The sequence below is a fragment of the Pseudoalteromonas sp. JC3 genome, from assembly GCF_030291895.1.
Lineage (GTDB): Bacteria > Pseudomonadota > Gammaproteobacteria > Enterobacterales > Alteromonadaceae > Pseudoalteromonas.
Genome location: NZ_CP127855.1, coordinates 1,742,313 through 1,766,300, shown reverse-complemented (window position 1 = coordinate 1,766,300; position 23,988 = coordinate 1,742,313). Strand labels below are relative to the sequence as shown.

General features: G+C 43.9%; 17 protein-coding genes and 2 CRISPR repeat arrays (1 of these 19 cut by a window edge). Of the genes, 7 read left to right on the top strand and 10 right to left on the bottom strand.

What is annotated here, in order from left to right; all coding sequences use genetic code 11:
• The first annotated feature begins 74 nt into the window (after positions 1-74).
• A complete protein-coding gene (locus QSH61_RS07230) occupies positions 75-305 on the top strand; it encodes a hypothetical protein (protein WP_206471625.1) in 231 nt (76 codons plus the stop codon).
• A gap of 125 nt (positions 306-430) precedes the next feature.
• Here QSH61_RS07230 and QSH61_RS07225 read toward each other — a convergent pair whose 3' ends face one another.
• Positions 431-1,192, bottom strand: a complete 762-nt coding sequence (locus QSH61_RS07225) for a peptidylprolyl isomerase (RefSeq protein WP_206471624.1) — start codon at positions 1,190-1,192, stop codon at positions 431-433.
• A 278-nt stretch (positions 1,193-1,470) separates the two neighbouring features.
• Here QSH61_RS07225 and QSH61_RS07220 point away from each other — a divergent pair, with 278 nt between their 5' ends.
• Positions 1,471-2,727, top strand: coding sequence for an aromatic amino acid transport family protein (locus QSH61_RS07220; RefSeq protein WP_206471623.1), 1,257 nt, complete (start codon positions 1,471-1,473; stop codon positions 2,725-2,727).
• 208 nt (positions 2,728-2,935) lie between these two features.
• Positions 2,936-7,141, top strand: a complete 4,206-nt coding sequence (locus QSH61_RS07215) for a DEAD/DEAH box helicase (protein ID WP_206471622.1) — start codon at positions 2,936-2,938, stop codon at positions 7,139-7,141.
• Here QSH61_RS07215 and QSH61_RS07210 read toward each other — a convergent pair.
• Both QSH61_RS07210 and QSH61_RS07205 read right to left on the bottom strand, forming a co-directional pair.
• A complete protein-coding gene (locus tag QSH61_RS07210) occupies positions 7,125-8,231 on the bottom strand; it encodes an amidohydrolase family protein (RefSeq protein WP_206471621.1) in 1,107 nt (368 codons plus the stop codon). The two genes, QSH61_RS07215 and QSH61_RS07210, sit on opposite strands and share 17 nt — an antisense overlap.
• Positions 8,232-8,254: 23 nt before the next feature.
• On the bottom strand, positions 8,255-8,572 hold the full coding sequence (locus QSH61_RS07205) for an Mpo1-like protein (RefSeq protein WP_095727714.1): 318 nt from the start codon (positions 8,570-8,572) through the stop codon (positions 8,255-8,257).
• Positions 8,573-8,675: 103 nt separating this feature from the next.
• On the opposite strand from QSH61_RS07205, the gene QSH61_RS07200 reads away from it, so the two are divergent.
• A complete protein-coding gene (locus QSH61_RS07200; RefSeq protein ID WP_029215860.1) occupies positions 8,676-9,149 on the top strand; it encodes a DUF4352 domain-containing protein in 474 nt (157 codons plus the stop codon).
• Positions 9,150-9,243: 94 nt separating this feature from the next.
• Here QSH61_RS07200 and QSH61_RS07195 read toward each other — a convergent pair whose 3' ends face one another.
• Positions 9,244-10,149 carry a flagellar protein MotY gene (locus QSH61_RS07195; RefSeq protein WP_010606468.1) on the bottom strand — a complete coding sequence of 302 codons (906 nt, stop codon included), beginning with the start codon at positions 10,147-10,149 and terminating at the stop codon, positions 9,244-9,246.
• A 164-nt stretch (positions 10,150-10,313) separates the two neighbouring features.
• Here QSH61_RS07195 and rnt point away from each other — a divergent pair, with 164 nt between their 5' ends.
• Positions 10,314-10,988, top strand: coding sequence for a ribonuclease T (gene rnt, locus QSH61_RS07190; RefSeq protein ID WP_010606467.1), 675 nt, complete (start codon positions 10,314-10,316; stop codon positions 10,986-10,988).
• Positions 10,989-11,034: 46 nt separating this feature from the next.
• On the opposite strand, the gene QSH61_RS07185 is transcribed toward rnt, so the two are convergent.
• A complete protein-coding gene (locus QSH61_RS07185) occupies positions 11,035-12,687 on the bottom strand; it encodes a flagellar assembly protein A (protein ID WP_206471620.1) in 1,653 nt (550 codons plus the stop codon).
• A gap of 331 nt (positions 12,688-13,018) precedes the next feature.
• Here QSH61_RS07185 and QSH61_RS07180 point away from each other — a divergent pair, with 331 nt between their 5' ends.
• Positions 13,019-14,170 carry a Card1-like endonuclease domain-containing protein gene (locus QSH61_RS07180; protein WP_174170975.1) on the top strand — a complete coding sequence of 384 codons (1,152 nt, stop codon included), beginning with the start codon at positions 13,019-13,021 and terminating at the stop codon, positions 14,168-14,170.
• Positions 14,171-14,276: 106 nt separating this feature from the next.
• Here the strand turns inward: QSH61_RS07180 and QSH61_RS07175 are convergent, their stop codons facing one another.
• Entirely contained in the window at positions 14,277-16,283 is a 2,007-nt protein-coding gene (locus tag QSH61_RS07175; RefSeq protein WP_206471619.1) for a hypothetical protein, read from the bottom strand.
• Positions 16,284-16,717: 434 nt separating this feature from the next.
• Here QSH61_RS07175 and QSH61_RS07170 point away from each other — a divergent pair, with 434 nt between their 5' ends.
• Entirely contained in the window at positions 16,718-17,512 is a 795-nt protein-coding gene (locus tag QSH61_RS07170; RefSeq protein WP_206471618.1) for a hypothetical protein, read from the top strand.
• A 55-nt stretch (positions 17,513-17,567) separates the two neighbouring features.
• Here the strand turns inward: QSH61_RS07170 and csm6 are convergent, their stop codons facing one another.
• From csm6 to cas1, 4 genes are all read right to left on the bottom strand, one after another.
• Positions 17,568-18,791, bottom strand: a complete 1,224-nt coding sequence (csm6, locus tag QSH61_RS07165) for a CRISPR-associated ring nuclease Csm6 (protein ID WP_206471617.1) — start codon at positions 18,789-18,791, stop codon at positions 17,568-17,570.
• Positions 18,792-19,916: 1,125 nt separating this feature from the next.
• A CRISPR array of direct repeats spans positions 19,917-20,296; the repeat unit is 35 nt; unit sequence GTCTTAATCCCCTTCAAAGTCGGGGCTACTCAGAC.
• A gap of 291 nt (positions 20,297-20,587) precedes the next feature.
• Positions 20,588-20,860, bottom strand: coding sequence for a CRISPR-associated endonuclease Cas2 (cas2, locus tag QSH61_RS07160; RefSeq protein ID WP_206471616.1), 273 nt, complete (start codon positions 20,858-20,860; stop codon positions 20,588-20,590).
• Positions 20,860-21,138, bottom strand: coding sequence for a CRISPR-associated endonuclease Cas2 (cas2, locus tag QSH61_RS24320; protein ID WP_206471615.1), 279 nt, complete (start codon positions 21,136-21,138; stop codon positions 20,860-20,862). Before cas2 (QSH61_RS24320) ends, cas2 (QSH61_RS07160) begins: the two co-directional genes overlap by 1 nt.
• A gap of 1 nt (position 21,139) precedes the next feature.
• Positions 21,140-23,194, bottom strand: coding sequence for a CRISPR-associated endonuclease Cas1 (gene cas1, locus QSH61_RS07155; protein WP_206471614.1), 2,055 nt, complete (start codon positions 23,192-23,194; stop codon positions 21,140-21,142).
• Between the two features lie 376 nt (positions 23,195-23,570).
• Positions 23,571-23,988: direct repeats of the CRISPR family, unit length 35 nt; unit sequence GTCTTAATCCCCTTCAAAGTCGGGGCTACTCAGAC (it continues 365 nt past the right edge of the window).

The following is a 23,988-nucleotide window of genomic DNA, read 5'->3' as shown; positions in this document are numbered from 1 at the left end:
CAAAAAATAGACAAACCCGCAATTTTACTGTTAGGATTGTTCTCGCAAAAATTGGAATAATAAAAGGGTCGGCTATGGAACGTTTACAGAATATGTATTCGATAATGTTGCTGTCTAAGCTGAAAGCAAGCTTTCCAGAATCGTGCGATATCAATCACCACACTTTTTCACTCCCGCATGTGGATCAACAACTACTCGAAAATGTTGTGACTACTCACCTCAATGAAGGGCTTATCCAAGCGGATGGCCGTGATCAGTATAGTTTAACGACAAAAGCGATTGCACTGTTTGGCGAAGACGAATAACGAAAACAATAACTTAATAACAAAGAAATAAGCGCACCGAAGTGCGCTTCCAAGTTATTAACCTGAGATCAGGTTAACTAGGGACTGTGATGCTATCGTTAGCATCTGCAACCAAAGTGATTTGGTTACCTATGAAATCTACGTCTAAATCCGAAAATACCAGCCAGCAACATAAGGCCGGCAAACATTGAACCGCCAGATGAATCAGAGTCAGTTGAAGGCTTATCAGGCACTTGATCAATCAAGGTATTTGCTTTTGGGCTTAAGCCCTGAGCTGATTTGGGGTCATCATCCAGCACAGTAACTGCGTTTATGGTCACAAAGTTAGCTGCCCCCGGCTCACTATTGCTATCTTTACACTGTTCATCAGTGAAGTTAACTAATGGCACATTACCACAACGAGGAATTTTTGCTATCGCTTCTAATATTTCCATGCCATCACCAGTCACTTGACCAAAAACTGTGAAGCCACCGTTGTCAACGTCCAAATTTTTACTGTTGTCTACCAAATTAAAGAACCATTGGCTTGTCGCACTATCAGGTCTATTTGCTACCTTTGCCATTGCAATAGTGCCTTTTACGTTAGACCATTTAGGTTCATTTTTTACAGCATCGTAAGTAGCGATGGCATCAAGAGGCACGTCTCCTTCATATTTGAAGCCACCACCTTGCACAACAAAATCTGGAATAACGCGGTGAATTACCGTATCAGAATAACGCCCGTTATCTACGTATTTCAAAAAGTTTTCCACGGTTTTAGGCGTACTTTCATCAAATAAATTGACCTGAAAGCTACCATGAGAAGTTTGAAATTCGACAATCGTTGCATTAGCAGCGAAGCTTCCCAACAAAGTTGAAGCGAGCAATAGAGAGTTTAGCTTGAACATACTTTTCCACTTGGTTATTTTAATTCTCTTTGCAAACTAGAATAAAAATTTATTTATAAGTCGGCTAGCAATTCATTGCCAGTGGTAACAATTAAGAACATTTGCAGACTTAGATTTACAATAACCGGTGAAGAACCCACCACACCTTGAGCAAGTTTTAGTCAAACAAACGTATTTCACCGCATAACTCCTCGGAGTAGACGGTTTATACATGCAACACTTCGTCATTTTTTATATGATGCGCCCGATTATAATTCTAAATCCAGGACAACAAGTATATGAGTAATTCCTCTGAAGCGATGATGGAGATGAATACCATCAGCGACGGGCGCTGGACCCAACACGACACACATTGGGTATTAAGTTTATTTGGCACTGCGGTCGGCGCAGGTATCTTATTCTTGCCAATTAACATAGGTATTGGTGGTTTTTGGCCACTCGTTATCATGACAGTGCTTGCCTTCCCTATGACCTATTTAGCACACCGAGGATTGGCCCGGTTCGTCCTTTCATCAAAGCAAAAAAATGCCGATTTTACGGATGTAGTAGAAGAGCACTTTGGCGCAGGTGCTGGCCGTTTAATTTCCTTACTTTACTTTTTCTCTATTTTTCCTATTTTGCTTATCTATGGTGTTGGCCTAACCAATACCGTCGACAGCTTTATTGTCAATCAACTTGGCTTTGAATCGCCATCTCGTATTTTACTCTCCGGTTTGCTCGTTGCCGGGATGATTGCCATTATGCTAGGCGGCGAAAAGCTGCTACTGCGTGCTTTTGCTATTTTGGTTTACCCGCTGGTTGGGGTATTACTGTTTTTGTCACTCTATTTAGTGCCTAACTGGCAAATGCCAGTGATAAGCACGCCTGACGTTGCGAGCTTAACCGAGTTGCTTTGGCTATCCGTTCCTATCGTAGTATTTTCATTTAGCCATGCAGCCGCTATATCTAGCTTTGCTAACGTGCAGCGTCGTCACTACAAAAGTGAGGCAGTTCAAAAATCAGAAGCCATTCTTCGTACGACCTCCATTATGTTGATCGTGTTTGTTTTGCTATTCGTGTTCTCCTGCGTATTCTCTCTAACACCAGAGCAAATGGAAGAAGCAAAATCGGCGAACGTCTCTGTTTTATCCTATTTAGCTAACGTGTATAACAATCCATTTATTGAAATGCTTGGCCCTCTTGTGGCATTTATCGCGATTACTTCGTCTTTCCTAGGCCACTTCCTTGGTGCACGCGAAAGCTTTAACGGCCTTGCAACCAAGCAAACGAGTATGAGCTACAAGCTTGCTGACAAGCTAGGCGTGGTATTTATGTTTGTTGCTATTTGGGTGTGCGCCGTATTAAACCCAAGTATTTTGGATATGATGGGGGCTATCTCAGGCCCGATTATTGCGATGATCTTGTTTCTCATGCCAACCATTGCCGTGTTTAAAGTACCGGCACTACAAAAATACAAAAGCCACATTGGCACTTACTTTGTACTATTCGTCGGCTTGCTGGCGGTTTCTGCATTACTGTATAACATGCTAGGCTAACCAAAAGGGAGGCATCGCCTCCCTCACCTCCCTTTCTTTCTTGTTGCTTATCCTCATGGCAGTTCAGACTAAATATAGTACTAGTTTTCAGTGTATTGAATGAACCACCATAACCGAAAAATGAACTTTGACTTTGCTTATCCTCATGGCAGTTCAGACTAAATTATGGTAGTTTTCAGTGTCTTAAATTGAATACTACAACCAAACGATGAATTTTGACTTTCCACCAGCAATTAACGAAGAAATCACAGCGCTAATCAATCAAGTGCATAACCTACCTATGCACGAGCAAACGCTGTTGAGTGTGCTGGCGGTCGTCTATAAACCAGTTTCAGCAATCAAACTCAAACGCCTAGTTCAAGCACTCGTGGCAAAAGAGATCATCCCCGAAAATGACTTTGAACAAGGTGTAAGCCATAGCCAAATTATGAAATGGCGCTCAAACGGGTTAGTGACTTTTAACGAAGATGGAGTGCAAATAAATCTAAAACTCGCGACCAGTTTAAGCCATCGAGTCATGGCTGACGGCCAGTTTTTAGCAATCCTTAACGCTGCTGAAGAGTTTATCCCTGTACTGAATGCTTATGAATGGGAACGCCAATTTGCCGATGAACAGCGACTCATTCGAGACTTTTTATTTATCAATCAACTACCAAAAGCCCGCAATCATTTAGGACTGGCGAAAGACCCACAGGCGGTGTGTCATAAGACCAATCAAGTGCTATTACCACTGTACTTTTATCCTTTTTCAGTTGAAGGATTTTCGGCACTTGCTGATGACTTGCAATATCAAGCTTTTGCAACTTTGCTCTATACCTTACTACAAGGTGGTCACAGCATTAGCTATGCACTTGAAATACTCACACAGGTTCAAGCCAAGACACAGAGCCCGCTACTGACCTGCTTATTAGCAGAATATCAAATCTATACCCTGCAATTGGATAAGGCTCAGGCGTTGGTAGCCAATATCCAAACCGCTTATAGCGCACAAATTATGGCAAGCATTGCTTTTTTACAACAACACGACGATATTATCGTTTGTTTTGAACAAGCACTAAAAGCCAAAGACAAAATCACCAAACGTAAAAAGCAGTACCTAGGTAGAACACTGGGTTTGTTTCATAAGTTGGCGTTATTGCAGCAAGCCAATAGCCATGATGCCGCATTATTTGACACCCTCTCTCAACAGCTTGAGTTTGAAAGCCAAGACAGCAAAGCGCCTTATAATAACTTCTTTGCCAATAACGTGCTGTTATACTGCGCAGAGAGCTTGTCGCAAAACAGTACCTACAGCAGCGCCCATTTAAATTATTCAAGTCTGAAGAAATCTCATGTTTTTGACTATTCCTTAGGTCGCTTGCTCGACTGCTTTGCACACTTCTGGTGTAATCAGAGCTTAGATGCCAAAGCGCTTGCCAGTCTCGACGACTGCATCGCAATTTTTGAGCGCCTCTCTTTACCTCTTTTTGCTGGGCTTGCAAAGCAGTTGATGCTGGCAATGCACGGTGAGCAATATCCGCTTGCGTTTAATCCCGAGCTTAATGTTAGTCACCTTGTTGCCAAAAAGACGGCGTGGGATCTGGCACTGGACAAGCTTATTGCGCTCAACCCGAACGCAAATACCAGCCAAGAAGTTGACGAACAATTTCGCCTGATTTGGCAAATTAGGCAAGGTCGCTTTGATATTGAGTTTTTAGCACGCGAGCAAAAGCGGGGTAAAACAGGCTGGGGAAAAGGTAAGCCAATTTCCTGCAAACAACTGAAACAACACCCTGAGCAATTTAGTTATATCAGCCAATCTGATAAAAAGCTGATCGACGCCATCGCACCACAGTCAGGTTATGGCTACAATGGTCGTGCGGACTACACCCTTGCTGGAATTCCAGCGTTAAAAGCCGCAGTCGGCGCCACCAACCTATACCATGAAGAAGACTTAAAACAAGCCATTACCATTGCCGAGAAATCTCCCGAGTTACACATCCGTCAACATGGCGACGATCTGCTACTCTCTATTCCTAATTTACCCAGCTATTTTGGTCAACCGCAAACCTACTCATTTACTCAACAAGCTGAGCATCACTACGAGTTTATTGTGTTTAACCAGTCACATATACAGGTCGCTGAGATTATCGGCGAGTCTGGATTAACCGTGCCTACCAGTGCAAAACAAAAGGTGCTATCGAGTATTAAAGCCATCGCACCTTATCTTAATGTACAGTCTGATTTAGCTGATATAGATACTGGGCTGGATAGTATCGAAGCGCAATCGGCGCTTGTTATTAACATTCAACCTTATCATCAAGGCCTCGATTTTCACTGTGTGGTCATGCCCTTTGGCGAAAAAGGGCCGATTTTTCATCCAGGACACGGTATTGCCACTGTCAGCGCCGAAATTGATGGTAAGCGCTTATCCACCACCCGAAACTTGTTACTTGAGCAGCAAAGATTGGATGAGTTAGATACGCACTGTCCGCTATTTTTGGAGATGACGGATAATCGCTTAAGTTTAGCTGAAATGGATGCAGCGCTAGAGGTGCTGCAAGAACTTGAGCTGGTGATTAATCAAGAGCCTTGCCCTATGGCACTCAAGCTCAGATGGCCTAAAGGCAAAAAGGTTAAGCTCAGTAGCAAGCTCGAAAGCCAACATTTGCAACTTGCCATGAGCAAGAAAAATGAATGGTTCGACATGACCGGCGAGCTACAAGTAAGTAATGACCAAGTTATCGAACTTAAACAGCTTCTAAAAATGGTTGCCACCAGCAATGGCCGCTTTATTGCGCTGGACGGTGAGCAAGTACTCGCGCTTTCAAGTGACTTAAAAGCGCAACTTGACCAGCTCAATAACGCGACCGAGGGCGGAAAGTTTCACCCGTTAGCCGCGCCTTTAATTGCTGAAGCCACCACAGGAATGCGGATGAAAACCTTGCCGGCTTGGGAAGAACAAAACGAAAAAATGCAGCAAGCCGTTGCATTGACTCCAACGCTTCCTTCAACATTACAAGCCGAGCTGCGCGACTACCAGCAGGCAGGCTTTGACTGGGCAATGCGACTTGCCCATTGGGGTGCAGGTGCGTGCCTTGCCGATGATATGGGATTGGGTAAAACCATCCAAGCGCTGGCGATGATATTGGCCCGTGCCAATGTCGGCCCGACGCTTGTCATCGCGCCAACATCGGTCTGCTTCAACTGGCAACAGGAAATCCAAAAATTCGCTCCAACCTTGTCGGTGAAACTCTTTTCTGACTATCCACATTCTGATGCTAGAGCTGAGATGCTGAGCAACTTGCAACCACTGGATTGTGTGATATTAAGTTATGGTCTACTCCAGCGCGAAGTTGATATCTTAAAGCCTATCGCTTTTGAAACCATTGTCGCCGATGAAGCCCAAGCGCTAAAAAATCCTTTAGCAAAACGTACTCAAGCCGCGTGCGCGCTCAGAGGCAAATTTAAGCTGATCACCACAGGGACCCCAATAGAAAATAACCTCACCGAGCTTTGGTCACTCTTTCGTTTTGTAAACCCAGGGTTGCTCGGTAACCTCAAACGCTTTAGCGAAAAGTTTTCCGCTCCCATTGAAAACGCCAATGAAGATAAGCTCGCAGCACACCGTGCCCGTAAAGGCCTCAAACACCTGATCCAGCCTTTTATTCTGCGCCGTATGAAGCATCAGGTATTAACTGAATTGCCACCACGCACTGAGATCAATGTACCAATTCAATTGAGCCAAGAAGAACAAACCTTTTACGAAGCGCTGCGCCAAAATGCCATTGACGAAATTTCACAGTCAACACAGCAAGACAGTGCCAATGAACAACGCTTTAAAATGCTGGCAGCGCTAACCCGCTTGCGCCAAGCCTGTTGTCATCCAAAACTGTTAATGGCAGAAAGTCAGATAACCAGCTCGAAATTAGCGGCATTGGATGAGCTTCTAACCGAGCTGCAAGAGAACAATCACAAGGCACTTATATTCAGTCAGTTTGTAGGCCATTTGCAACTTATCAAAGCTCGCTTGGAAAAACGCGGGATCCGGTTTCAATATTTAGATGGCAGCACCCCAAGCAAAGCACGTCAGCAGGCCGTGAATGCCTTTCAAAAAGGTGAAGGCGAGGTATTTTTAATAAGCCTCAAAGCCGGAGGCTCTGGTTTGAACCTTACCGCTGCAGATTATGTTATTCACATGGATCCTTGGTGGAATCCTGCGGTTGAAGAGCAAGCGTCAGACCGCGCACATAGAATGGGACAAACACGCCCCGTTACTATTTATCGCTTAATTGCCAAAGGCACGATTGAAGAGCAAATTGTCGAGCTCCATCACCATAAAAAAGACCTCGCGGATCAATTGCTCGCGAACACCGATAAAGTGATGAAGCTAGACGTAAACGATGTGCTATCCATGCTCAAGGAGACGCTGTAATACAAATCTCTGGCGCGCGATAAGGTAAATCTAATAGCGAAAAGTAGTTTTGACCTAAGGCGATCTGGCGAAAAGCATTGTCATCAAGTTCAGCGAGAATTCGGCTATTGATATCGACTTCTTCTAAATAATCGAAAAAGCGTTTATTTTTACTAGCGACGAAGTCACTGCCTGGCAAAAAACGCTCAGCATGGGCATTAATAAATTCAACATACTGCCCCTGAATTTTCGGGTCACTAAAATAATAGTCGTACAAAATTCGCCATGACAGATCGGCCTTTAAGTTTTTATATCGGGAGAATAACCGCTCCATGGTGTTTATGTGCAGCTCTGGGTCAATTTGGTTTAACTCTTTTGATACTCCCATGTGCATCCAAATAATATCGTTTTCTGGGTAGCGTTTTAACACTTCCTCAAGCAAAGGTAAGTATTTAAGTGGCGTGTTGTTATCGCCTAAGTCAGCGTGCAGAGCAAGCGGAATACGCTTTTCTTTTAGCACAGCCATAAATGGCTGCCACTTGGCGATAGTCTCTTTTTCTACCGCTTGATGCCCATTACCAAAATGCGCTGCTTTAACTAAATTCACTTCTCCCATCCAACGAAATAAGTCACCAAACTCGCCTTCAAGTAGTGCCATTTTTGGCAAAATAGTCTCTGGTTTGTGTAAGTCAGCAAAGGTCATAGACAAGGTAATATGCACGTTATCTGCGCCATATTTAAGATAATTGCTCGCATTTTTAAAGTCATTTTGAATGCTGGGTGAAATCAACTGACTGTAGCACCCACGCTCACCAAAGCAATCAGGCTTTCGCTCGTAGGTTTGACCAATGCCATAAACGTTGACAAACACCACTCCCGCACGCTCTGCCCAAGTAACGAGCTTATCAAATGGGACCGCATCTCCCCGAAATGGCTGAAAATGGTGATGAGAATCAACGGCAAAATAACTAGATTGCGCCTTGCGGTCGTAGCACTGAGTATTATCTACACTAAAAGTTGCTAGCGTGCGTGTGCCAGTGGCTGACACACTTTGGCAACCAGCCAGTAAAACGGCACAGCTCATAGCAATAACACTTTGTTTTACATTCATTTTTATTATCTACTGAGTCTCCTTTACCAAGGTACTTTACCACGGATAATGTCCTTGTACATGACCCAGTCACCCATCAAGCTATACAGTGGATACTGAAATGTCGCAGGCTTATTTTTTTCAAAAAAGAAATGCCCCACCCAAGCAAAACCATAACCCGCGATTGGCAACAACCATAGTAAAGACCAATATGCAAAAACCAGCGCAAAGAGCAAAACCAAGAGCACTAAGGTTGAGCCAATAAAATGCAAGCGACGACAGGTTTTGTTTTTGTGCTCCGCGAGATAATAAGGGTAAAACGATGCAAAAGAATTGAACTCTTTGTTATTATTTTTGGTCATGAGAGTATGCGATTCGTTATTCGACTGTAATACTCAGCATAGTGCAAAGTATTTACGTGGAAAATAAAAAAGGAATGAGCGTGGCAACAGGCTCAAAAACAGTATGTTGAAACCCCTAATGATGATCACCGCTGCTATGCTGCTCCAAGCTTGCAACGACACCGCCCCAACTACAAAATCAGAGGCAACGATGAATGCACAAAGTAACATTCAATGCAGTGTGAGTAAGGGTTCCGACTCAGGTATGACCTACCCCATTAATTTCACTTTTACCAACGCAGGCCATAATGATGAAAAGTTTCTAATTTGGCATACCCCTTTTGAAGGCTGGTGGAGCCAATTTTTAGAGGTAACACAAAATGGTAAGTCGCTTAATTATCAAGGACCCATGGCAAAACGACTCGCGCCGACAGCCAATGAATTTATGACCCTAAATGCTGGGCAAAGTAAAAGCGTAGAATTAGATTTAGCACTGGCTTATGAGATAAACACCGCACAGCCCATTACCATCACCTATCACAATCAGCTAAGCCATGCCAATGCATTAAAAGCGTCATGTAGTACGGTATTAGAATAAAACCGATATCAGCACCGTGTCTCGGCTTGTAGGTCGGCTTTTAAGCCGACAACCCAACTAACCAACAACCCACTACAAAACCAAAACCCCAACATCAAGGTCTTGAAATTTGGATCACGACTCGACGGTTCTTACCGCGACCAATAGCATTGTCGTTGGTATCAATATGGCGTTTTTCGCCAAAGCCGTCAGTCATAATCTTATTCTCTTCAACCCCTAAGCTCGCCATATATGATTTAATCGCCTCGGCACGTTTCTTTGACAACCTCAGGTTGGTATCACGGCCGCCATAACTATCGCTATAGGCCGAAATATAAATTTGCTCAATTTTCGAGTCATTTTTAAGATATTCGCCGATCATATCCAAGCGTTTGCGTGACGACTTTGTCAGTTCGCTGGAATTTTTCTTGTAATTCATCACCGTAAAAGCGATGTCTTCAAAGCTGTATGGCAACAAGTTATCGCGACATTGTAAGAACGCCCAATATGCCTGTTTAAAGTTTACTGACGACAAAGAAACTGAGATTTTATCTACGTCGTTGTGCCAATCTTTATAATAAAAAGTGGGAAAGTAGCCCTTTTCAAGCTCAGTCAGCAACTGCCACGCGACGTCATTTTCAAGTTCACCGTCAAATTTTTTCAGTAATTTCATTTGCCCGATGCTTCTTGCCGGTTTGCCGGCTCGCCAAAGCGGTGGCACCGATTCAAGTCCTGCAAAATCGTAACTTTCAGGACGTACCATCATATCAAGGTTAAAGGTTAAGTCTTTATTTTTACTGGCATTACTTGAAAATATAGCTTCACCGTAATACGGAACTTCATGATTAAGCGCACAACTCAAGCGATTGTTTTGGTCAACATTCCAATGTGATGAATCAGCTTCGGCAGCGTATTGCCGCATTGCAGCCTCGCTATTAAAGGTAATGGCGCATAACGATATACCAACCCAACCTACTGATTTATATAACTTGATCACCCCACACCTCACAACATCAACCATTAATCTACATGCGCTCAACACGCCAAAAACTAGAGCTTATCTCTACCAATTCGCGCTATTTAGAGTTAAGCAATAAATGTACCATACTAAGCGCTCTCAAGCTGCTCGCTTCTTGTCGAGGTATCAGTATAATAGGCCGCTAAATTTCACAAACCAAGAAGATTATGTCTGATACCGAGCAAACGCTATTTTCAAAACGCTTTCGCGGCTTCTTTCCTGTAGTTATCGACGTGGAAACCGCTGGCTTTAATAAAGATACTGACGCCCTACTAGAAATTGCCGTCAGTATGTTAAAAATGGACGATGACGGGGTATTAAGCTTAGATCAGACAGTACACTTTCATGTTGCGCCTTTTGAAGGCGCAAATATTGAGCAAGCTGCGATTGACTTTAATGGCATTGATCCATTTTCACCACTCAGAGGCGCAGTTGCGGAAGATGAAGTGCTGAAAGAAATTTGCAAAGCCGTGCGTAAAGCCCAAAAAGCCGCGGGCTGTCAACGCTCCGTTGTCGTTGCCCATAATGCCGCTTTTGATCACGGTTTTTTAAATGCAGCGATTGAGCGTAACAAGATAAAGCGCACACCTTTTCACCCATTTGTCAGCTTTGACACCACTTCACTTGCCGGGCTTGCTCTAGGGCAAACGGTGCTTGCAAAGGCATGTCGTGCAGCAGGTATCGAGTTCGATAACAGTCAAGCACACAGTGCACTTTACGACACAGAGCGCACCGCAGAGCTCTTTTGCTACATAGTCAACAAGTGGCAAGCATTAGGTGGCTGGCCATTACCAGAGCCTGAAGCCGAGTCAGAACCTGATTCAACAACCGACACCGAATAATAAAAATGCCAGCAAATCCAGCTGGCATTTTTATAAGTGCTCGTTTTTAAGCTATTTCTGCGGTTTTGGCAGTCGTAAACTGCTGCATGATCTTACCTTCATGCAATTTAACGAAATTAGGCGGGTAAATTCGTGAAAACAGTTTAGTGTCTCTCGCTATTTTCACTTCAGTTCCGGGGTGCATGAGCTCATTAACAGTGACTCGACTCAAGCGTGCTAATCGATGTATTTTTTGCTGTATTAACCCGATGTTACGCTGATTACGGCCGTAGTGTTTGTTGATTTGCATTTCGCTGTGCTGCAACTTGGCAAGATATGCATCTCGTTTTTGCGATTGCGGCGACGCCTGTGCTTTATTCATGGCTTGTTTAATATCGATGACTTTGGACGCCAGCACCTTTTCCAGCTCCACTAATTCGCGGTGCTTATCGTGCAAACTATCCCAATCTTGGGCTAATGAAATACGCGTTCTTGTGCCTGATGGTGCTCCAAGTTCACCCGTTTCAATACGCATGGCATCCAATACATTTCCGCCAATCAGCTTGCCTCTGGGGGTTTCACCTTTACCGATTTTGATTAAACGCTTGGAAGCCAAGTCACAATGCAAGGCTTGACGTTCAATGAGAATATCTTGTTCGCTTTCAATTCGGCAGTACTGCGCATAGCCTAACGAAACACTGCGCTTTGCTTTAATCGAGCACGAAAAAGGTTCGCCTTCGGTGCGCTTACGACCAATGGTGCCAAGCATTATCGTGACCGCGCTACCACTTTCAAGAATGGCCGATTCCACAAAGCCAATAACAGTAATATCGCCCGAAGCCTTAACACGCATTCCATCTTTAATATCACCGCTCACAATCACGCTGCCATCAAACTCAACATGCCCAGTCGTCACATCAATGTTTTCATAACACAGCACATCGTCAACACGCATGCCACGAGGAACGGCTACAGGCACGCCTTTTGAATCGGCAATAAGCAGGTTCTTATCGTTGGGATCGAGCTTGGTGCCTTCTGACACCTCAAGTGGCGCGTCTTTGCCTGGTTTAGGGTCAATCACGTCACCAAACACGGTATAGCCCGGCTCGCCTTCAGTTGGCGGGACTTTTTTCATTAATGGGCTGCCCGGCTTTACGGTGATGATAGCACCTAAGTTGCGCATATCGACTTTACCGCCGCTCGATTCTTGCGGGCTGAGCACTCTGTCCTGCGCTGTCATACACAGGCGCACAAACCGTGCGTCATTGCCATCTTTGGCTCGTTGACCATGCGCAACAATACCATTGTAAGTGTGTCCAGGAGGGAGTTCTAACTGCTGACCGAGAAGATTATCGAGGGCTTTGCCACTGACACCTTTTTTAATACCAGCTTGCTTTAATGCTTGTTTGGCTTTGTTCATACAAACCAACTTACCGCCTCGGGCTGTGGTTACTCTCGCTTCAGCAAGCATGTTGCCTTCTTCAATACGCACAGAAATAGACGCATCGATAGCGCGAGCCACAATCAGCGAGTCCTGCTCGGGCGTCTCACTAGCAGCAAATAATTGACCTATATTGGCATGAATGATTTCAAAATCCGCATATGGCGACTCCTCAATCATCTCTATCAATTGAGACGAGCTCGCCGGAAATCCGGATTCCACTGGATGAGAGAGCAAGTAGACATAGCCCTCATCCTCATCAAAACGAAATAATGACATTCATCAACCCTGAAAAGTATGCATGATCTTATTGTTATGTTGTTATTTTTAATGCAGCGAACTCATTTGAGCATAACTTCGCCAAATTGTTAAGCTTAACATTGCCTGAACTGCTACAAATTATAAATGAATGTAAATCATTCCGTGCATTAAAAGTACAACTTATTATTTTCCTTAGATTTATCGACTTTACAGTGCAGAACTTTAGACAAACTTTGGGATTTCACGCCAAATGGCGGCAAATTCATAACTAAGTATTACTCTGTTTTACACTTGCCGTTTTATAGGGTAATTTCATCTTTCATGAAGGACATAACTTTTACGGACAGTCATGACAAAGCACGTACACCTTAGTTTTATCGACACTAACTTTATTAACACGCTTACACCTGTACTCGACCACAATATCGACTCGGATGAAATACTCTATTTAATAGAATCTCAACAACAACAAAACCTTGAAGATATTAAAAGAGTGTTGGGGCCAAGAGGGGTAAAAGTACATCATGCCTTTATTCCTACCAGCCGAGATAGTGACACCTTAATCGACAGCTTCCACCAGCTCATTGATACCCTAATTAGCGAACAACCAGATACTCAATTTGTGTTTAATGCCAGTTGCGGCGACCGCCAACACTTACTTGCGATGTATGAGGTGATCCGCGCCTATCCAATAGAATGTTTTATCATTGAACCCGAACGCGACGAACTTCACTGGCTTGTACCAACAGAGCGAGTCAACACCATCCTTGCCGATAAATTAAAGATACGCGATTTTTTTAACCTCATCGACGGCGATATCACCGAAATTGCAAATGAGGGGATCGTTGATATTCGCTATCGCCAGCTCGGCGCCAAATGGGCAACCAGTCAAACAGATTTTAGCCATGCTCTAGCCCAGCTCAACTACCTCGCTGCCAGCAGCGAAGATAATGCACTTATCAGTGAGCCTTTGAGTCGCAGCCAAATGAATAGCCCAAGTTTGCAAACACTCATTGACGATTTAGAAGATGCTAACGTCGCCACAAGGCAAGACGACAAATTAAAGTTTGCTAATGAAGGCGCTCGTTTTTTTGCCAACGGTGGCTGGCTAGAAGAATATGTTTACGCCACCCTCCTCAGCCTAAAAAAAGAACTCACGATTTTACAAGATGTCGCCCAAGGCGTTGCGATTAAACGTCGCGTGGGGCAAGGCTATGTCAATAACGAGCTAGACATTGTGGCGCTCGCCAACAATAAACTTCACCTCATTGAATGCAAAACCAAAAAGTTTAGTAAAGGGGAAGGCAACCAAGTGATATACAAACTTGATTCCCTCAGCGAGCTATTTGGCGGCGTACAAGCAAGAGGCCTACTGGTGAGCTACCAAGGCATTAGAACCTCGGAAAGACTGCGCGCCAAAGCACTAGAAATTGGCCTGATCTGCGAAGACGACCTTGGCCAACTTAAAGATAGACTACGCAACTGGTTGCGCGGAGCGTAAACACAAAAGGCAACATATCCAGCGTTTGTTGGCGCTGCGTTTATCACCCCTACAAACACACAAAAGCGGTGGCGAGTGCGCCGCTTTTGTGTGGTACAAACCGCAACTACTCGCCGTGCACTAAATAGACTTGTTGTTGCTCACGGGTACGCTCATAATTAATGTAAATCCCTGCGCCCGAGTCAAGCAGCAATGGCCCTACTCCTTGTGCGCTTTCTTCTAACATGGATTTATATTCACTTTGCGGTGCAATAAAATTGAGATGCGCACCCAATCCAACACTTAGTTTTAATAGCCAATTCCCTGCGTTATCAAGCTGTACATGTGCATCATCGTTTAAGTTGTAAAACCCAACTTTTTCCTGCCAATACCACGTATTTGAGTCGGGATAGTATTGTCCAACAATGGAAGTGGTATCATAACCTTCAGTGGCAACCGCTAATACGCCAGCAGGGTTGTAGTCAAGGCTCAAGTAATTGGCTTGGCGATAGGTATAGTTACCAAACTGCGGCTCAAGTAAAAATGGTGCCTGCCAGGTGTCGCTGTTTTTGTCATAAAAGCGGCATAACGTTCTCTCGTTATAATCAAAACACCAGGTTTGATTTCCCTTGTTGTCTTTCGCTGTGCCTCTGAGCGTCATGTTTTTCATCGGATAGTCGCCTTGCACAACTACTTTGGCACCTGCTTCCGAGAGCGCATACCAATCAAGCTCTTCACTCTGGTCATTTGGCAAGCCAATAATTATATGACCTTCAGCTTCCATGCGATTGATATACTCATAAAACTGCCCTTCATTTAAGCCGGTGTTAGCAACAAGCGACTCTTCAACAATGCGCATAAGTACGTAACCACCGATATAAATACCATTACCATCACTATCGTGAGCAACATGCACTAACGCCCAAGGTGATTCAAGCCAAGGTTGTATCACCTCAATAGACTGAATGATCCCTTCGACCCCTTTATAATTGAGCGCTTGATCAAACTGATATTGCTTTTCAATATGTTGATAATTAGGTGCCTCACCATCAAGCTCAATGGTTTTTACATGGGTTTTTACGGTCACTATCCCACCAGCTCGGTTTGACTCACTTCGGTGTACCCGCAAACGTTCACCTAACTGTGTACTCTCTTTAAACTGGTTAAGATGCTCAGTTAAGGCATCACTTTTTACCAACGCATTTTCGCCAAGCGCTGGGTCAAAAGTGTAGGCCAATGGCGCTTCCGTGACTGCTGCACTGGCTAATATAACAAAGGTGTCTTTGCTGTCGTTTTTCCATACGTATGTTGGCCTATTGCCATCCACCGGTTTTGGTAGCTCGCCCCAATGGCTTAGCTTATCTGCGGCAATATCGCCAGGATTGGTCGGTGCGATTTGCCATTGTTCGTTTTGATATACCACTTCAAGAGCATTCCAATCGAGCGGGTTTTGTGCGTCTTTCCATGCCTTAATAAGCGCAGCCACTTGCTTGGCGGCGAGTGGTTTTTCAGTCGCTGCAAGGTCGCTAAAATACACCTTTTGAAATGCCGTTGAGATAGCCATTAGCGCCTCGTCTGACTGAGCGATATAATCTTTAGCGATATCTAATTGGCTCAACCCAATATCACTCGCCGCAGCCGCGACGGCATCAGCCAACTCCCCACCGCTCTTAAGCTTATCTGCAACATAATGAGACAAGGGCGAAATCACACTGGCCAGTGGCGGCGCGATAAGTTGCTGAGCAGATTGAACCGCAGGCTGACCATCAGCCCGCTTAGTGACCCCCGGTACAAAGTTAGCGACGAGCAGATAGTTTTGTTCGTCGTCTATATCTTTAACATCTAGCGTGACTTTACCGTTTTCTGCCGTTAAACCACTCGGCTCATCAGCCTGCATCGCAAAGTCGCCATTTACATCCATAAATACGCGTACACTTTGGTAACCAGGTACTGTCACGGTGTGACTGTCTAGTGCCGTGGGTGTATCTGTGTTATCTCCGTTATTGCTGTTGTCACCATTGCTACTGTCACCGTTATTTACCGGTGTTGTAGAACTTGAACCGCCACCGCATGCATTCAGTGCGGTAGTGATAGCCAAAACTAAAGTCAATTTACTAAAAGAAGTCTTTAACATGCTAAATCCTTTATATTCACCTGTTGATAAATTTAAACTTTTCAATCACGTCACATTCGCTATAAAGTAATACCAAATGTAACGCCAAGAGAAAGACCGCATTAATTTGCTGGGCGACATGGGCGCAACTGGTAAAACGCGACACCTTAATCTCTCAATACCAATTTGCTTAATTAAGTGGTCTACTTTGAGGCGAGAAAATCTTGTCGATAACCAGGCAAAAATTTTGCTATTTAGTTACTCTAAATAAGAAATTTTTAACGCCGTTAGCGTCAGATTTACTCCTTCAAATTGAGCAAGTATTAAGGCCAATTGGTATCACACAGCATAAAAGATGAAAATGCAGAGAGGGATTTCACAAACTTGTGAAACCTAATTTCAGCACAAAATGGAGTTAACTAACTTAGTCAAATTGAGTAGCAGGAGGCGATATAATGAAACAAACAAGTTATGTAATCTTGGCGCTAGTAGCGCTAATAAGCGGCTGTGAAAGCACCAGTTACCCATACCAAAAAAGCAAAGCGTATTGGCCAAACCAAGTTGACTTAGCAAGAGTATGCAGTGCTCAAATCGCGCCTTGCCACCAAGTCTTTTTAAGTCATTGGGATGCATTAAAACGTGCGCTGTTTCCACGTAAATCTTGGTTTGTGGATAACAAATCGCACCAGCCTAGTAATTATGTTACCCAAGCTGCACTCACGTATTGGGGCAGTTTACAGCAAGTAGAAAAGCAAGATTGCCCAGCCAACTACAACACCTGCCCAACCTACAAGCTGAGCGACCTCCAAAGCCCTGTTGCCTATCATCAATATCGTCATGGCCTGCTTAGTCAATTTGGCATACCAGAAAAGCACCGCGACTTTTCTTATACGACTAAAAACGTGCAACATATTACCTTTACCAATCAAGGGCACTGCCCCAACTCTCCGCTTGGTACAGCGCAAAGCGTGTGTGCTTACTTAAATGCGCCCAGCATGGCAGAGCAAACAGGAATCATTAATAACCACAAACCCAACCCCTACAATAACGACCAAAAACTCAGCGGCAGCTACGCATTATTTGAAATACATATCACTAACAATGAATTAAAACAGCAAGGCGTGTTCAACCACAGCATCGTGCTTCACATCGCCGTGCCCGGTGATAAAAATACGTGGCAACAGCAAAGCTGGGCACAAATACAAGATGCTCTAAAACGTGCCGTTGTGGTGTTTGAACAAACAGACTAGGCGCATTCAATCATCACCGCCAGGAGCGGGTAACAAGGCGCCAAACCTTGGTTAGCTAACTCACAAACTTAGGCCAATTTGGTAATTCAGGTATGTGGACGGGGTTAATCACCTTGACTTGTTCTTGCTCGAGACTGATCCCTTGAATTTGCACATTTTTTGTCGCGTTTGCCCGCTTGGTAGCCTTTACTTGGCCAATATCATAATGATCTGCCACCGTTTTTGGCAGCACTCGTTCTAGGGCTGCTTTTATTTCACGCTTTCTGTCAGCAAAAAATGACGAACTCATTCCTCGCAGCAATGATTTAAGCTCTGTGGACTTCATGGAATCTATGGGCTGCTCATCGGCTAAATATGCAATCGCTTCATCAAAATCCACAAAGGTCGGCGTATTACACCTTGCGACATAGAGCCGACAATTAATATATTTAAGTGCTAATTGCTTACAATGCTCATCTTTAGCTGGGCATATAAAACCTAGCTTATTATTGATAAAGTCCTCAATAAACATCCAGTAAAAGGCGAAGGCTTTATCTGATAATTTGACTTCCTGACCTGAGCAAAAAATTTGATTGTGAGTGAGGTTGATTTTTAACTCCACTGAGTGATGGAAGCTGTCACAAATTCTAACCGCGTCATTAAAGGTCAACGATTCGTCAAATAGCCGTTGTGGTAGGCTTTCTCGCATTTGTAGGTAAGGCACATTCGACAACGTAATTTCAGCTTCTTTAGCGTCGGGAAACCCGCCAGTGCCATCGCTCACAAATTGACTTTCTAAGGTAGGGTAGTAAAAGTTAGTTCGCGCAAACTCCTCAGAGACAAAAACATGGTTTAAGGTATCTTCCAATCGGCCATACAATGTCATCGCATAGCCCACATGAAATGCCATGGTTTTGCGCCCACCAGCCATCAAGGTAAAAACAGGCAGCTCCCCCGTGGTCAGACGCTTCACTTCATCCAAGATAAAATTGGCACTAGCAGACACTTCGGATTTTGTTCGTACATCTTCAAGTGGCTTTCCCAATACACTGGGCACTAAGATATCGTCGACCTCAAACTGCGCTGGTGTAATGTTGTAATCCTCATACAGCTCACCTAGGATTGTTTTGCCACTTCGCTGAGGCTGAAACAGTGCATTTATCGCCCGCTCTTTGCCTTTTTTAGTCGTAATCACTTTTATTTGACTAAACTCAACCCCTTTTTGCACTTTAGCGGCATAAATTGTCTCTGTGATGACTTGAGGGGCATGACCAATAACCGCGAGTAACACTTGTTTCATTTTCGTGACAAACCCTATGCTTTTTTACCACTATGCCACAGGTTTTTATCTATTTCAGCACCCCAAGTTTGTGATTAGCCTATTTAATCAATCTAATTTACTTTGGCGTGTTATTTCAGCCATATAAACAAGATGGTGGATACCCTAGTGTAAAAACAGGCGCTATAGAGCTGTCTTCAACTGTCTTAATCCCCTTCAATGTCGGGGCAACGAAAGACCGAAACGCAGTTTCGCAGCTTGAGGAGATGAAGGCATGGATGCCTGATGGAACCCTGCTACAGTGCAGCTCAAGACTAACATGCTTTAAGGTCGGGGCTAGTCAAACAGGCTTTTCACATGCAAACACTTGCACGTTTATGTCTTAATCCCCTTCAAAATCGAGGCATACATATCCGCTTTCAAATTTTAGGCCGTGCACATTGATCCGTCCATGAAGCGCTAACCGCTTCGGCCATCCAATTCGTAGCAGCGACTTTATGTCGCGATTCTCTTAACTCATTTTTCTCGAGATGGACGACGAAAGACCGAAACGCAGTTTCGCAGCTTGAGGAGATGAAGGCATGGATGCCTGATGGAACCCAGCTACAGGGACGTATTACAGCTCAGAATTAACATGCTTCAAAGTCGGGGCGACGAAAGACCGAAACACAGTTTCGCAGCTTGAGGAGATGAAGGCATGGATGCCTGATGGAACCCAGCTACAGGGACGTATTACAGCTCAGAATTAACATGCTTCAAAGTCGGGGCGACGAAAGACCGAAACACAGTTTCGCAGCTTGAGGAGGTGAAGGCATGGATGCCTGATGGAACCAAGCTACAAGGACGTATTACAGCTCAGAGCTAACATACTTCAAAGTCGAGGCTACTCAGACCTTTTCTACAAAAATTTTTGGAAACGTTCTCATGTCTTAATCCTCTCCAAAGTCGGGGCATAGGTAATCGCTCTACAATTTTAGGCCGTGCACATTGATTCGTCCATGAAGCGCTAACCGCTTCGGCCATCCAAGTCGTAGCAGCGACTTTACGTCGCGAATCTCTTAACTCGCTTGACTCGTGACGGGTTTCAATCTTCAAAGTCGAGGCAACTCAGACACTTTTAAATTTTCAACAAATGCCATTTCAAAAGTCTTAATCCTCTTCAAAGTCGAGGCAACTCAGACAATTAAGGAGGCCCTATGTTGGGTATTATTATTGGTCTTAATCCCCTTCAAAGTCGGGGCTACTCAGACGTCTACAGGAGATAACCATGACTAACGCAAGCATGTCTTAATCCCCTTCAAAGTCGGGGCTACTCAGACTTTTCTATTAAACTATTTAGGAGGTCGCTATGAGTCTTAATCCCCTTCAAAGTCGGGGCTACTCAGACCCTAATAAGGAAAAAATAATGAAAAACAACACAACGTCTTAATCCCCTTCAAAGTCGGGGCTACTCAGACGATAAACGGACACATCTTAATTCATGAAGTTTTTGTCTTAATCCCCTTCAAAGTCGGGGCTACTCAGACTATAGCCGATCGAGGCCGCGTCACGCAAGGGCTAGAGGGGGTAAAAATGTCGGTCTCCTTTAGCCTGTTCCCAAAACCACTGACTTACTGACATTTTTGATGTTAAATTAATCAGAAATCATAATAAATTCATTACCCTGCGGTCTCAGCTACTGACACTTTAAAGTATTCAGCTTAAATTCAGCTAAAAACACCATTAAAGGTATAAAAACACGACTTAAAGCCAAGGTTACACTTAGGGAGGTATATGCTGGATAAGTAGCATGGAATGTCGATTTAAGTTGGTGAAGATCAGTAATAGTAAAAGCGGCTAGGCCAACTGACTTGCCCTGCGCCATCGGCTTTTCTTGCGCCCATACACTTACCACAAAACACAAAGAAATGTGCTTTATCTGTATGATTGAGCAATTTTTTAAGTTGTTTTTGTAATCTAGTCAGCTGTATTTGTGTTACATCTATTTCAAATGCGGAGTATTGCACTCGCTCGCCAAAACCAAGCAAAACCTTATTAACACGGTAACGCACGCGATTGTCAGTAATATCTACTGTGACTAAGACTCGCATTATAGTATCTCGAACCCTGTTGGGTCATATAGGGTTGCCGCTGCTACGCCATGTCGGCGACTTTGGCAATGGCAACAAACTTGGTAGTAATTTAATACATCCTCAATACTAATCACTTGCCGCAGCTCAAACCTGAGCAAATTAAACTGACTCTCGCTCAACCTACATTCATAAACCGATAGTTGAATTCGTTCACCGTACCCCGCTAGTATTTTATCAATGCGATAGCGGCGCTTATTACACGGTGTGTCGTAGCATATAACAAAATGATGCGCCATATTACTCAGCCTTAAAAGCAGTAAATTTAGTACCACTTTGTAAGTGCATTTTAAAACTAAGCACTTGGTCGTTCATGGCTTTTCTATAATCTTTAAGCTGCTTGGTTCGTTTACAACTAAAGCTTGCAGTCAGTTTATTTTCAATTTCGGTAATGAATTTTTTAAGTCCAGCGGAAGTCAGTAAACATTGCTCCCCTCGCACCTCAAAATCATCATGCTGGAACTGCTGTTTATTGATCATTTTAATTACCGTTGTGTCGACCACTAACGCTCTAAATGGCTCCATTAAGTCAAGTACTAGACTCGGCTGATAATCACCACAATGCAGCATACCTATATCAGGGTGCAGTCCGTGCTTTCTTACCATACAAAGTAAATTATTGAATAATAAGTTATAGCCCAACGACAACAGTGCGTTTATGGGATCTTTTGGGGGTAGGCGATTTCGGCCAGTAAACCCCCACTCTTCAGGCAAGGCAAGTGCAAGTCCTTGAAAGTATTGTTTCGCCATTTGTGCTTCTAACGTAAACTGCTGCTGTCGTGTTTTGGCATTTCGTAACTGATTAACACCTTTATTCAGTGACTTTGCGATTTCATGAAGTTGCATCTTACAAGCCTGAGTTAAGGTGCTGCGTCTAGTTTGTTGTTCTAATACTTTGCAACTGTGATAGAACTTGGCATCAAGTATTACAGTGCTTAGTTCACGATGAAAACTATCAGCGCCCAGCTTCGTGATCTGGCTGTAAAGTGCAGCGTTACAATTTGGGTAGGTGCTCAACTCTCCTTTATAGCGCCCTGTTGAAGAGGCTAGGATGAGGGTAATGCTGTGCTCTGTACAATAACCCAAGAAGTCTGTAGTTAGCTGCACTCTCCCCATTACTATCACAGCATCGATCACGCTCAACGGCCACGTTTTTACAACTTCGCCTTCTATACTCAAGTATGCTCGATTTCCTCGGATCCCAACTACCGCTCCCACTTGTGTTAAATATAATGTTTTTAATGGTTTGCGTTTAACCAAACTAGGCTGTGAAAGTAAGTTTTCTGGCACATCTAACCAATCCGCATCTTCTTCTATTGTTTGATTATATGGTTTGGCAGGTGTATCGAGCTGAGCTATCAATTGCTCTTGCAACTGCTCCGACGCACTTGCTGCAAAGTCCATAGTCTTTTCCATCACGCCATACTGTAAATTGGACTTTTCATCAATCACTTGTTCGCCAATAAAATAATGACCTAAAAATCTAAAACCTTCGCTAAATGTGGTGAGTTGTGTTTTATTCAGGTTTAGAGTTAATCCAAGATGATGAAGCACTTGCTCGGTATGATACTGTGCATGTTGTGCTGCTTTTTGTGTGGCACAACACACCACAAAATCGTCAGCATAACGCACCATTTGATAATTTAACTTGATCAGTTGCTCGTCTAGTTCATCCAAATAATAGTTAGCGAGTAAAGGACTAATTGCAGAGCCTTGAGGGATCCCAAGCCCCGCAGCTTTACCAAAAATTAGCTGGCCATCGGTATGTTGATGACTAAACAGCAGATTAATAATAAGCTCAATAAGTGTAGGATCAATGGCTGTCTGTTGCATCTTTTCGATCAACTTTGGTTGCGGAATATGATCAAAATAGCCAGTGATGTCAGCGTCAAACACATACTGTAATCCCTGATTTCGATGCGAGATAATTTTATCTACTGCCATCATATAGCTTCTACCCGGGCGATATCCATAGCTATTATGTTCAAATTCTTCTTCAAAGTAGGGCTGCAACAGTATTGCTATAGCGGTGTGAACAATACGGTCTCGCACAGTAGGAAACGCCAACCAACGTGGCTTTTTGTTCGGTAACCGTAGCTGGCTACGTTTGAGTGGTTGTGGAGCGTAATGCTGTTGATTGAGATCATACAAAATGCTATTTAGCCCAAGCGCTAATTCCTCTTCGAAATTCGCTATGGTTTGACTATCACCCCCCGGAGCGCCGGCATTTTGTTTTACGCGGGCAAAGGCTTGTTCGAGTAGCTCGTAGTTACAAAGTTGGTGGTATTCCATCATCCTTGACTCTTTTTACTATGCAGATAAGGAGTATAGACAACGCCAAAATGAACTGCATAAAAAGATTGCACTAATAACTGCTGAACAACAAAAACCGAAATTCAATTTCGCAGCTTGAGGAGATGAAGGTATGGATGCCTGATGAAACCCAGCTACAGGGACGTATTACACTTCAAAGTCGAGGCATGGGTTACTGTTCCAGTTTTAGGCCGTGCACATTGATTCGTCCATGAAGCGCTAACCGCTTCGGCCATCCAAGGCCTCAGTTTCAACCCTAGCCAAGCTGCGAGCACTCGCTTGTCTCGAGACGGGTTTCAACCTTCAAAGTCGGGGCTACTCAGACACTGTTATTAGTATGTAATGAAAATGGCATAGCGTCTTAATCCCCTTCAAAGTCGAGGCAACTCAGACTTGTACCAAGCAATCCTTCCTATAGCTTCAGCGTCTTAATCCTCTTCAAAGTCGAGGCAACTCAGACTCAAGCTCAACAGTACGTAAATGACAATCTTCTGTCTTAATCTTCTTCAAAGTCGAGGCTTCTCAGACATATATAACAACGGCACATCTAATATCTTTTAGGTCTTAATCCCCTTCAAAGTCGAGGCAACTCAGACATCTTAGAGCGTGGTGGCTGGACTATCAGTAAAGTGTCTTAATCCCCTTCAAAGTCGGGGCTACTCAGACAAGAAAGCGGTTTAAACTTTCTGGAACAAGAAGTTGTCTTAATCCCCTTCAAAGTCGGGGCTACTCAGACATGGCCAGCAAAGTCCAAGCTTTGGCAACTTGTCTTAATC